General features: G+C 41.5%; 10 protein-coding genes and 1 pseudogene. 3 read left to right on the plus strand and 8 right to left on the minus strand.

Features of this window, described 5'->3' with window-relative positions:
* Positions 1–192 precede the first annotated feature (192 nt).
* A complete protein-coding gene (locus L0Z67_RS09615) occupies positions 193–1,488 on the plus strand; it encodes an anti-phage deoxyguanosine triphosphatase (protein WP_405127910.1) in 1,296 nt (431 codons plus the stop codon).
* Positions 1,489–1,747: 259 nt separating this feature from the next.
* Here the strand turns inward: L0Z67_RS09615 and L0Z67_RS09620 are convergent, their stop codons facing one another.
* The 6 genes and pseudogenes from L0Z67_RS09620 to L0Z67_RS09645 form a co-directional block, all read right to left on the minus strand.
* Complete coding sequence (locus L0Z67_RS09620) at positions 1,748–3,901, minus strand: prolyl oligopeptidase family protein (protein ID WP_193987419.1); 2,154 nt, start codon at positions 3,899–3,901, stop codon at positions 1,748–1,750.
* Between the two features lie 156 nt (positions 3,902–4,057).
* Positions 4,058–5,059, minus strand: a pseudogene (locus L0Z67_RS09625) (branched-chain amino acid aminotransferase); the annotation flags it as partial.
* Between the two features lie 178 nt (positions 5,060–5,237).
* On the minus strand, positions 5,238–6,026 hold the full coding sequence (locus L0Z67_RS09630) for an SDR family oxidoreductase (RefSeq protein WP_062569284.1): 789 nt from the start codon (positions 6,024–6,026) through the stop codon (positions 5,238–5,240).
* A 21-nt stretch (positions 6,027–6,047) separates the two neighbouring features.
* The gene (locus L0Z67_RS09635) at positions 6,048–6,551 is read right to left on the minus strand and encodes a DUF962 domain-containing protein (RefSeq protein WP_405127911.1); all 504 of its coding nucleotides are present in this window, start codon (positions 6,549–6,551) and stop codon (positions 6,048–6,050) included.
* A gap of 103 nt (positions 6,552–6,654) precedes the next feature.
* Entirely contained in the window at positions 6,655–7,059 is a 405-nt protein-coding gene (locus L0Z67_RS09640) for a hypothetical protein (protein WP_405127912.1), read from the minus strand.
* Positions 7,060–7,113: 54 nt separating this feature from the next.
* Positions 7,114–7,776, minus strand: a complete 663-nt coding sequence (locus L0Z67_RS09645) for a Crp/Fnr family transcriptional regulator (RefSeq protein ID WP_193987421.1) — start codon at positions 7,774–7,776, stop codon at positions 7,114–7,116.
* Between the two features lie 50 nt (positions 7,777–7,826).
* On the opposite strand from L0Z67_RS09645, the gene L0Z67_RS09650 reads away from it, so the two are divergent.
* Both L0Z67_RS09650 and L0Z67_RS09655 read left to right on the plus strand, forming a co-directional pair.
* Positions 7,827–9,116 (plus strand): amidohydrolase, encoded by a 1,290-nt coding sequence (locus tag L0Z67_RS09650; protein WP_062569288.1) that lies wholly within the window; start codon positions 7,827–7,829, stop codon positions 9,114–9,116.
* Positions 9,117–9,229: 113 nt separating this feature from the next.
* The gene (locus tag L0Z67_RS09655) at positions 9,230–9,859 is read left to right on the plus strand and encodes a trimeric intracellular cation channel family protein (RefSeq protein ID WP_062569289.1); all 630 of its coding nucleotides are present in this window, start codon (positions 9,230–9,232) and stop codon (positions 9,857–9,859) included.
* On the opposite strand, the gene L0Z67_RS09660 is transcribed toward L0Z67_RS09655, so the two are convergent.
* Positions 9,856–10,311 carry an N-acetyltransferase gene (locus L0Z67_RS09660; RefSeq protein ID WP_193987422.1) on the minus strand — a complete coding sequence of 152 codons (456 nt, stop codon included), beginning with the start codon at positions 10,309–10,311 and terminating at the stop codon, positions 9,856–9,858. The genes L0Z67_RS09655 and L0Z67_RS09660 overlap by 4 nt on opposite strands.
* A complete protein-coding gene (recD, locus tag L0Z67_RS09665) occupies positions 10,298–12,364 on the minus strand; it encodes an exodeoxyribonuclease V subunit alpha (RefSeq protein ID WP_405128717.1) in 2,067 nt (688 codons plus the stop codon). Before recD ends, L0Z67_RS09660 begins: the two co-directional genes overlap by 14 nt.
* Positions 12,365–12,367 lie beyond the last annotated feature (3 nt).

The following is a 12,367-nucleotide window of genomic DNA, read 5'->3' on the forward strand; positions in this document are numbered from 1 at the left end:
ACAACTCTGTGCGGCAACGTCACACACATATAAAAGCGAATTATATCAAAGGGTATTTTTTTTGGCGAATTTCACTAAAAAGGTTATTTAATAGCCTTACATTTTATGTCGAGCTTCAAGTAATTAGCTCGCATTTTTCAAGTGCTTGCGTATACTAAAAGGCATCTGAGCGAGTAATTATAAGGTTATTTTATGTGCCAATATTGGCAAGCCCGTATCATTGATCAACAAAAATATCGCCCAAATGATAACCGTTCTGCGTGGCAAGTAGACAGATCACGTATTATACACGCAGCCGCATTTAGGCGTTTACAAGCAAAAACGCAAATAATGGGCATTGGCCTTAATGATTTTTACCGAACTCGCCTGACACACTCTCTAGAAGTTGCGCAAATTGGCAGTGGCCTACTTAGACATTTAAAAACGCAACACGCTAATTTTAAACATTTTCCCAGTGCAAGTTTACTTGAAACTCTATGTTTAGCTCATGATATAGGCCATCCCCCTTTTGGACATGGTGGGGAAATAGCACTTAACTACATGATGCGTGAAAATGGTGGATTTGAAGGCAATGCGCAAACATTACGGATTGTCTCAAAACTGGAACCATATAGTAATGGTTACGGCATGAACTTAACACGCCGCACTTTACTTGGGTTTATCAAATACCCAGCGTTTATTGATGATTTATGGCATACCATTCCACCTTTAAGTGAAAAAAGAAGCTTTATAAAAGCAGATCATTGGCGCCCTGCTAAAGGGTTATATAAAGATGATCAAGATGTATTTAACTGGATAATCGCCCCGCTTTCAGGCGATGATAAAAAGCTTTTGTCTAGTCATTACCAAGCCGATGAATTTAGAGCTAGAACCCATTATAAATCACTCGACGCTGCAATCATGGAGTTGGCTGATGACATTGCCTATGCCGTGCATGATCTCGAAGATGCCATAGCAACAGAAGTGCTTACCCTGTCAGATTGGCTCAACCACGCTCAACAACAATTAGACGCTCTTAATTCACCTTGGTTAAATGGGCATTTAAACTCGATAACCAAACGGCTATTTTCAGAATATGAGTACGAGCGAAAAGACGCCATTGGAGAGTTGGTTAACACCTTTATTATTAATGCTCAGTTGGTGGTTCAAAACGCTGATTTTGAGTCTGAAATATTGCAGTACACGGTCAGCTTACCTGATGAATTCGCAGCCATTCTTAATGTTTTAAAGCATTTTGTGTTTAAGCGTTTAATTCGTGAACCCAAAATGCAGCAAGTTGAATTTAAAGGACAAAATTTATTGATTGAGCTATTCAGTGCGTTTGCCAGTGATCCTATGCGTCTACTGCCCGAAACAACCCAAGAAATGTGGTTGAGTGCCCATGACAAACAAGAAAACTCAATGCGCATTATTTGCGATTATTTATCGGGAATGAGTGACGAGTACGCATATAAAACCTATCAGCGATTATTTCTTCCTGTTAGTTAATCATTGTGTGTGTTTAGAAGTTGGTCTAACCTTGAGTAATTAGAACTGAATAACAAATTTTTCACGCATTAAATGAACATGGATTGCAATAAAGCTTCAACGATACTTAGTGCCATATTAGCTCACTCCCCAGTGAGCTACGGCGCTGACACTCTTCCCGATCCATTACATAAAGAGCGCGACGTTAGTATTAAAGCTGCCTGAAAACAACAACGCCGAGCAATTGCTCGGCGTTGTATTTAGTCTCGTTATCTTTTTACTAAAGACTCTTTACGCCCATATTATAAAGTGTGAAACCATAAATATCAGCGTACATATCAATAACCTTACTAGTAGGAGTACCCGCTCCATGCCCTGCATTTGTCTCTATACGAATCAGGTACGGGTTTTGTTTTGCACCTTTTTCTTGTAACTCAGCAGCAAACTTAAATGAATGCGCAGGCACAACACGGTCATCATGATCCCCTGTTGTCACTAAAGTCGCAGGATAACTTACACCCGCTTTAACATTATGAACAGGCGAGTAGCCTTTTAAGTAATCAAACATTTCCTTACTTTGCTCACTCGTACCATAGTCGTAGGCCCAACCAGCACCGGCTGTAAAGGTGTGGTAACGCAGCATATCTAATACGCCCACGGCAGGAAGCGCAACTTTAAATAGCTCAGGACGCTGAGTCATAACCGCACCGACTAATAAGCCACCGTTAGAACCACCACGTACCGCTAAGTAATCAGGTGAGCTGTATTGCTTTTCGTTTAAGTACTCTGCAGCAGCAATAAAGTCATCAAATACATTTTGCTTCTTAAGTTGTGTACCATTCACATGCCACGCTTTACCGTATTCACCACCACCACGAATATTCGCTACCGCATACACACCACCGTGCTCAAGCCATGCCGCAACCGTAGGACTGTAGCTTGGTGTTAGGCTTACGTTAAAGCCACCATAACCATATAAAATAGTTGGGTTTTTACCGTTAAGCTCGGTGCCTTTTTTGTATGAGATAATCATCGGCACTTTAGTGCCATCTTTTGATGTATAGAATACTTGTTCAGAAATATAGTCTTCGCTATTAAATTTAGCGCCCGACTTGCGATACACATCAGACTTGCCTGATTCAACATCAAACGAATAGGTATTACCTGGCGTGGTGTAATTTGTGAATGAGTAATACAATGTTTGTGCATCGTGCTTACCGCTAAAGCCGTATGCAGTGCCCACACCTGGTAAGCTGATATCGCGCACCAGTTTACCTGATTTATCGTATTGTTTTACTTGCGAAATCGCATCAACCATATACTTAGCAAAGAAGTAGTCACCGCCTTTTGAAATACTAAGCACATTGTCAGTTTCTGGGATTAAATCTTGCCAATTTTCAGGGCGTGGATCAGCGGCATCAACAGTCACTACACGCATATTTGGTGCGTTTAAGTTAGTCACTAAATAGAGTTTCGAGCCGTCATTATCAATAATAGAAGTATCTGATTCTGTGTTATCCAAAATCGTCACTAATTCGCTATCAGACTTAGTTAAATCTTTTATAAACAGTTTATTACCTGATGTTGAAGTACTTGCAGCGATAATTAAATAACGATTATCACGGGTTACCTCTGCGCCAATATAACGGTGCTTTTGTGCTTCAGTTCCACCATAAATTAATTGGTCATCAGCTTGCGCTGTGCCTAATTTGTGATAATAAACTTTATGTTGATCTGTTTTGGCAGACAGCTCACTTCCTTTTGGCTTATCGTAGCTCGAATAATAGAAACCTTCATTACCAAGCCAAGCAATACCACTAAATTTCACATCGACTAACGCTTCTTCAATTGGCTGTTTTGTCGCTGTATCAATAATGATAATTTTACGCCAGTCACTGCCGCCTTCAGAGATTTGATAAGCTGCTAACGTACCGTCTTCTGTGAAGGTTAAGCCCGACATTGAGGTTGTGCCGTCGCTACTAAAAGTATTTGGGTCTAAGAACACCTCAGCTTCTGAGTCGCCTTTTTTGCGATACACCACATATTGATTTTGCAGACCATCGTTTTTATAAAAGTAGGTATACTCACCCTCTTCAAATGGTGCTGTGACTTTTTCATAGTTCATCAGCTTTTCAAGCGTGGTTTTAAGCTCATCACGATAAGGAATATTTTTTAAATAAGAAAACGTGACGTCATTTTCAGCTTTGACCCATTGTGCTGTTTCGTCGCTCATATCGTCTTCTAACCAACGATACGGATCGGCCACTTTTTCACCGAAGTACTCATCGACAACAGTGCCTTTTTTAGTTTCTGGATAATTCACAGCAGCTTTTACCTCTGCAGTTTTTACAGTTTGTTCTGTATTTTTTGGGGTTGATTCACCACACCCCGCCAGTGCAACAACAATCGCACATGCAAGCGTTTTCTTGATCATAATAGGTTTACTTGTTAGTCATTATTAACAAAATGAAAATAAAGTTAATACCCATTAATGTCTAGTAATTTGCGCCTAAACACGGGTAGAGCTGTAAACCAATGTAAAAACAAAAAAGCCACGCAATTTACGTGGCTTTCCATATTTACTGCGCAATTATACTTTTGTTAACCAGCCGTGTTTATCCGCTGATTTACCCCATTGAATATCATTCAATGCTTGGCGTAATTTTGCGACTTTTTCGCCAGGTTCGCCCGAACCCACTTTAAACTCTTGGTCATTATGAATAAGCGTGCCAACCGACGTCAGTACCGCAGCGGTACCCGATAATGCAGCTTCAGTGCCTGGTTTAGCGGCTCTTTCAAGCAACTCAGACACAGTAAAATTACGCTCAGATACTGTCATACCTAAATCTTTAGCAATCGTTAAAATACTATTACGCGTTACACCGTGTAAGAATGTGCTATCAAGTGCTTTTGTGATGATTTCATCCCCATCAATTAGAATAAAGTTTGCAGCACCGGTTTCTTGCACATCGCCACCTGGGCAGAATAAAATTTGGTCTGCTTGGTGCTCAGAGCGAGCCTGTAAGATTGGACCTAATGCACTTGCATAGTTACCACCACTTTTCACCATACCCATATGTGGTGCACAGCGCATGCCGTCTTCTTCTAGTAATACGCGGAGTGCCGTTGCCCCACCAGCAAAGTAGTCACCCACTGGCGAAAGTAATACATAAAGCAAGGAACTCATTGACGGCGCAGCCGCTTTACCAATCGCCGCTTCTGTACCAATGTGCGTAGGGCGAATATACATAGACCCCGGAGGTGTAGGCGTTTCGTCTGCATACTCTTTTACAATGTCTTTAATCATTTGCTCAAGCATGCTTTCGTCAAAGTCAGGTAAGTTTAGTAACTTAGAGCTTTGTTTCATACGCGCGATGTTAGCATCCATACGAAAGATATAGACCGTGCCATCTTCATGACGAAATGCTTTTAATCCTTCAAAACAGGTGCTTGAGTAATGTAATACGTGAGCACCCGCATGTAATTCGATTTTATCAGATGGGACCAGCGCGCTTTCACTCCATGAGTTATCAGCAAAACGTGCTTGGATCATTTGTGGCATAAATACAGTACCAAATGCGGCCATTGTTGTTCTCTCTTGTTTGGACTACTTTTACCTCATTGTAAGCTAATCCATCCCCGTTTAACCATAGCAAACTAGTGCCTTTTATCGATTAAAGTGTTAAAAATTCGACCGTTTGGTACAAAAAATGCGCAATCTAAGCTGCGCATTGTTTACTAAGAATCATTCACTAACTTATGACTATAAATTATCGATAATTCATTTTTGCTGTGAGGCGATTAAAAAAGCTTGGAAAAAAACGCTTAATGGTCGGTGCTAAACCACTTATTCCCTCGCCAATCACAACCTCATCTTTCTCGGCTTCAATGGCTTTGATCATTTTTGCAGCGGCTTTTGCGACATCCATGCCATTCTCGATTGATTGCTCTGGCTTATTTTGCGGTTTACCTTGGCCATCTAACGAATTATGTGCAATAGCTGTTTTGATTGAACCTGGGCAAATTGTCAGGCAATTCACATTTTTGTCGGCTAGTTCTGCTCTTAAGCAATCCATAAAACCCACAACCGCATATTTAGAGCCCGAATAACCTGTTCTGAACTTTGAACCGACTTTACCTGCCACACTGCTAATTGAGACCACCATACCCATACCTTGCTTCACCATCTGTGGTACTACGGCCTTGGTTAAAGCAATTAAACCAAAGTAATTCACTTCCATCAGTTGGCGATAAACCGTAAATTCGTTTTCTAAAAATAAGCTACGCTGCGACACCCCACCGTTATTGATAAGTACATCAATTCTGCCCAGTCGTTCAATCACCGCTGGCATATCTTCAAGTAGGGCTTCGGGCTTTGCCAAATCAAGGGCGACCACATGATGATTGCCGCCGAGCCTTGCATTAAGAGCGTTGAGTTTTTCCTCATTACGGGCAGACAGTATTAGCGTTGCCCCTTTTGCCGCCAGTTGCTCACAAAGTGCCTCACCAATCCCAGAAGATGCCCCTGTGACCCAAACTGTTTTACCATTTAATTGCATGTGTGTTCCTTATTATTGTTGTTATGCTTTGTTAGGCCCTGCATGTTGTTCGATATGATCAGCAATATCTTTATAAAAACCAAGCATAATCAAGAACTCTGCTAATACAAATAAAGGCCCTATTACCAAACCAATTAAATCGTCAACAAAAGCTGGCTTTTTACCTTCAAAATAATGACCAATAAACTGAAATACCCAACCAACAACGAAACTACCAATACTCACAGCTAGCCATAATTCGGTCGAAAGCGATACCACAGGCTTAGCGGCAATACTTAACACACTTAAGCATACAGCCATAATTAACCCCATAGATAAGCTGAGCATTAAATAATAAAGACAAGTGAGCGCAATCACCACAGTTGCCAAGGGGATAACAACAGGCTCTGAGATAAGCGTGACACGTTGCAATAAACAAACAATCGCAAACACAATTAATGGGATACCAATAAAGTGAGTATAAATGTTGCGTTTAGAGCGGTGATAGAGGGCGTAATTTGTTAGTTGTTGTTTTAATGTTTTCATTATTTTTCCTGCCAAAACTGTGTTCAAAATTCAGATTAGCAGAAAATTCACTACCAAGAATGTCAACTAGCCGACATTTAACGAACCAGCATTAACTTACATATCAAATCAGTGCATCGATAACCCTGCCCTTTTCAGCGTCTGGTTGCATGTCCATGCGGTCGCGCCCTTTTTGATATTCCTCTTCTAGCATAGATTGTAACTCTTCCATTTTTTCTTGCAGGGCTTTCATATCCGCGCCTTGTTGTTGCATTTGTTCAGCAAGCTTTTCTATTTGCGCTTTAATTTCATCAATTTTCTCTTTGTCCACGCCTAAACGCTGATAAACAAGCGCTTCCTTTGCTGTGTCTAAAAATGAGCTTGGCTCTGTATGTTTTCTTAACAACTGTTGTGCATCTGAAGAAGATTGAGCCATGGGTTTTGCTTGTGATGGAGTAAGCGACGTCTCACTATTTTTAGTGCCAGAATAATGATAAGGGTTGTACTGATTATGAAATGTAATTGCCACACGCTGTCTTCCGTTTAAGCTTGATTGCTGCTTTGTAGCAATTTTAGTTCCAAATCAGCACTGTGATTGCAATTTATCTATATTAATTATTTCAATCGATTGATATTTAAGATTAATAATTGAGTCAGTTTGCAGGGTTTGTAATATTTGATTAATAGTTTGCCGTGTTAAATAGGTCATATCGGCAAGTTGTTGCTGGGTAAGCGGCAAAGGGTTTTGGCTTGACGACTGATAAAGCATGCATAACCGCTTACTCACCTTTTGCTTTGCTGTAAGGAGTGCGTGATCTTCTAATGAGTCAAACAGGTTTCGCACTTTATTGGTAAGCAGCAGCCCAAAATCATGCCAATAGGCAGGATGCTCTTGTAATAGCTGAGTTAATGCCCGCTCAGGTACGTGTAAAAGCCGTACCGCAGTTTGTGCATACACATCGTGGGTGCGTTTACCCCCATCAAACAAAGCAACTTCACCAAACCACATCGCACTGGTTACAAAACTGAGCACCGCTTCTTTGCCTTGACTATTAACCCCAGAAACTCTAAGCACGCCATCAATAACACAATACAGACCGGTATTTTCATCGCCACGCAAAAACAATGCATCACCTGCATTTAAGGTGATTAATTTAGCATTTTTAAGTAGGCTATCTTTAAAGTTCTGTGTGCGCTGCCCAAACCAATTATCTTGATTTATTAGCGCCTGTTCCTGTTCATTCAAAGCTTTATACTTTACATTGGTTTAATAAATTAATAATAAAAGGATACGGGATGTTAAACAAATTACTTTCGACCAGCCTACTACTCAGTGCGATTTCGACCCCTGCATTAGCTAGTGATATTAATACTGAGCTTAAATCTGCAAATAAAAGCGTCAGTGAAAAAGTCATTAAATGGCGCCGTCATTTACACCAATATCCAGAGCTGAGTAACCGTGAGTTTGAAACAGCCAAATACGTAGCGAAGCATTTACGTTCTTTAGGCCTTGAAGTGCAAACAGGTGTGGCTCATACCGGTGTGGTTGCCAAACTTAAAGGGGGCAAAAAAGGTCCGCTTATTGCGCTGCGCGCTGATATGGATGCACTACCTGTTAAAGAGCAAGTAGACTTACCCTTCGCGTCAACTCAAACAACAGAGTACAAAGGCAATACCGTTGGCGTAATGCATGCCTGTGGTCATGATAACCATGTGGCTATTTTAATGGCGGCCGCTGAGTCTTTAGTCAAAATAAAAGAAGAGCTCGCGGGAGATATTCTGTTTATCTTCCAACCAGCTGAAGAAGGTGCACCAGATGGTGAAGAAGGCGGTGCGGAGCTTATGCTTAAAGAGGGCTTATTTAAAGAAAAGCCAGAAGCCGTATTTGGTTTACACGTAACCAGCTCGCTAAATACCGGACAAATTGGTTTTCGTGAAGGACCGTTGATGGCCAGCGCCGACAAATTTACAATCACAGTAAAAGGTCGTCAAACCCACGGTTCACGCCCTTGGAATGGGGTTGATCCAATTGTGGCGTCATCACAAATTATTATGGCAACACAAACCATTGCTTCGCGCCAAGTTGATGTAACCAAAGCGCCTTCGGTAGTTTCATTTGGTGCTATTAATGGCGGTGTACGTAACAACATCATCCCAGATCAAGTTGAAATGGTGGGCACTATTCGTACCTTTGACCAAGAAATGCGCGCTGACATTAAAAAACGTTTAGCTAAAACCGCCGAGATGGTGGCTGAATCAGGTGGCGCACAAGCGCATGTTCACATTGACCATGGTTACCCAGTAACCGTGAACGATATTGAATTAACTAAGAAAATGGCGCCAACACTTGCTGGTGTGGTTGGCAAAGAGAACCTGATCACAACGCCACTTATCACAGGTGCCGAAGACTTTAGTTACTACGCTTTAGAAACACCAGGCATGTTCTTTTTCTTAGGTGTCACACCAAAAGGTCAAGATGCAGTTACAGCGCCTAGTAACCATTCACCACACTTTTTTGCAGACGAGAAAGCATTACAGCTTGGTGTAAATGCGATGACCCAATTAGTGGTTGATTACCTTAAATAATCAATAATTCCACACTGGCGGGTAAGGTCATTACCCGCCCTACTTTCTTATCTGTTCAGCGCCAATAAAGTTCATTTTGCTAGGGTTAACTTACTAACAGGTAAGGAGGCCGCATGACATCAGAATACTTTCACTTTTTAAGCATTATTGGGGTGGCATTTTTTGCTATTTCTGGCACCTTGCTAGGTCATGAAAAAAGTGTCGGTGGTTTTGGTGTAGTGGTGGTTGCCACGGTAACAGCCATAGGTGGTGGTACTTTACGAGATATCCTACTCAACAAGCCGGTATTTTGGATAGCCCAACCAGATTATTTATACGCAACTTACATAGCCATATTCGCGTCTATCTTATCAATTCGTCACCTCCCCGATTTAAGTAACACCACCATGCTATTAATGGATGCTGTAGGGATGGCAATTTTCAATATTATCGGTATTGAAAAAGCACTTATTGAAGGGGCTGATATGGTTGTTGCCATTACTATGGGTATGACAACAGGTATTTTTGGTGGCTTGATGCGCGATGTAATCTGTCGAGAAGTTCCACTGGTAATGGGCGAAGAGCTTTATTCAACCGCTTGCCTATCTGGCGGACTTACTTATGCTGCATTATTTACTTTAGAGGTGGACTATATCTGGTGTATTGTTGGTGGTTTAGTTGTCACCGTTTTTTTAAGATTAGGCGCTCTTCATTTTGGCTGGCAACCTAATCTATTTCGTAAAAGCAGCTTTAAACGCTCTTAGCAGGTCATATAAATACAGCCATCGAGGGGCATGTCAGCTGGGTACTGAGTTTGAATAAACCCCAGTTTCTCATAGGCCGTTTTAGCGAGGATATTGTGGGTGTATACAAACAACGACAAGCTATCGCAGTTCAATTGCTGTTTGCCCTGCTCTCCTAATAGATTTATCAACAGCTTTGCAAAACCTTTACCACGCTCGCTTGGCGCGATAACTAGCCGCCCTAAATGGCAACGACCTTCACGTAAATAGTATTGACCAAACCCTAACATCTGGCCTTCGTCATTAATCAACGCGAATGAATTCAACTCATCTAGGTTTAAATCTTTTTTAAAGCTTTGCGTATCAAATGGGTAATTAAAAAATGGCCCTGACCAAATACGCAGTTCTGCCTCTGTGTTAAACCAACCCATTAACTCGTTGAGTTGGTTACTCGTTACTTTAACTAGCTTCATGTTTTAACCTATCGTATAAACCCGATGCACGAGTAACAGATTTATTCATTGCCATTAGCAATACATTTTTATCGGCCACCAGCTCAAATGTGGTTTTCGCGCGGGTGATCCCCGTGTAAACCAATTGCCTGTTAATGCCCTGATTAGCCTGTTTTATTGGCGGTAAAATCATCGCTGTGTAAGCAAATTCTGAGCCTTGCGACTTATGAATTGTCATCGCATACACTTTATCGTGAGCAGGTAAACGTGCGGGCGAAAAGGCGCGAATATTTTCTTGTTCATCAACAAACATGGCTTTTAACTGACCTTGCTCATCGTGCATTAAAATACCTATGTCGCCATTAAACAGTTTTAACTGGTAGTCGTTTTGGTTGATCATAATTGGCATACCCACATAATGCCTTTGATATGGCGAAATTAAACCTTGTTGAGCCAGTGCTTTTTCAATACGCTGATTAAGGCTATTTACACCATAATCTCCCTCTCTAACGGCAGCCAGTAACTGATAATACGCAAATGCTTTATGCACACTGGCAACACTTGCCCCTTGCTGGATAAGCTGCAAATAATCGTGGTATTGCAGAGCCGCTTGTTGCACAAATTGCTCAATAGGTTTACTGATCACGCTGTAATTAAGTTTAAGGTCTTTAAAGCCACCTTGATTAATCGTTTGCTCAACGAAGCCCAGTAAGCCACTGTTATTGGTATTTACAGCTTGTGCTAATTGACCAATGCCGCTGCTGCCATCAAAACGATAACTTTGCTGTAAAAACGCAATACAATCGTTAAGTACAAAATGACTGCTCGCCGCGGGTATAAAGCTCTGATTATTAAAACAAACGCGATTAAGCTGCGCTGCTCTTTCACTGCTGTAATCAGGCATTTTGCCAAGCTCTAGCCCTTGGCATAGGTCGCTGAGAATACTGCCCGTATCAACCGAAGCTAATTGGTCTTTATCACCCAGTAAAATAAGCCTTGCATGGCTCGGTAATGCCTCGATTAGTTTTGCCATAAGCGACAAATCTACCATCGATGCCTCATCAATGATCAATACATCTAAATGCAGTGGGTTACGCTTGTTATGGCGAAACTTATTAGTATGCGGAATGACGCCCAATAAACGGTGAATCGTTTGTGCACTGTCTGGAATAAGTGGCACGATATTATCAGGGATCATATTAAGCTTTTGCTTTGCCCCTAAAATGGACTCAGTTAAACGAGCTGCCGCTTTACCTGTCGGTGCAACCAGCTTAATTGTTAGCGGCGCACTGGCATACAAAGATTGTAAAATGGCTAGTAGTTTAGTTACTGTGGTGGTTTTACCGGTACCTGGGCCGCCGGTTATCACACTAAAGCCTTTTGTTGCGGCAATCGCACAGGCTACTTTTTGCCAGTTTAATGTTTTAATAGCATAGCTTGGGTTTGTTGTATGTTCACTGTGAGGAAAATACACCTCAAGTAATGCCGTTAATTCACCTTCATCAAGGGTCAGCTCTTTCGTTGCTAAATGATGTAAACGTGATGCCAGTGTGGTTTCGTATTCAGCCAATCGGGCAAAGTAGAGTTTATTCGCAAACAACAGCAGTGGCTTATCATCCCCTACGCAATCAGCATTCATTAATTTATTAACGGCCTCAGTAAGGCCAAATTCTGTCGCAAACGGGGTTAAAACCTCGGGGGATGCAATGCTGGCATCAGCTAAACTTTGCTCTTTAATTTCAAACGGGTTTTGCCAGTTTATATTCACGAGCTCTAAACAACTGTGCTGACTTTGCTGCGCAGCCGCAAGTAATAAAATCAGGTAAAATACTTCACTGTTCGCTGCATCGTTATTCTCTATCAACGATTGCGAACCGGCTACTGTTTCTGTTCCAGTAAGTAGCTCTGCAAGTTTAACATCAACTAAGCGAATACGTTTTGCCTCAAGTAAATAACTCAGTAACGGCTGTGTTTTAAGTTCTGTGGCAGGCAACACTAAATCGCTTTGGGCATGTTGTTCTGGCTGCTTATTCATTGGCTCGTTTGGCTCATGGTCATCAAAGCCGAATGTCATTTG

The sequence above is a fragment of the Pseudoalteromonas sp. PB2-1 genome (genome assembly GCF_045040605.1).
GTDB lineage: Bacteria > Pseudomonadota > Gammaproteobacteria > Enterobacterales > Alteromonadaceae > Pseudoalteromonas > Pseudoalteromonas arabiensis.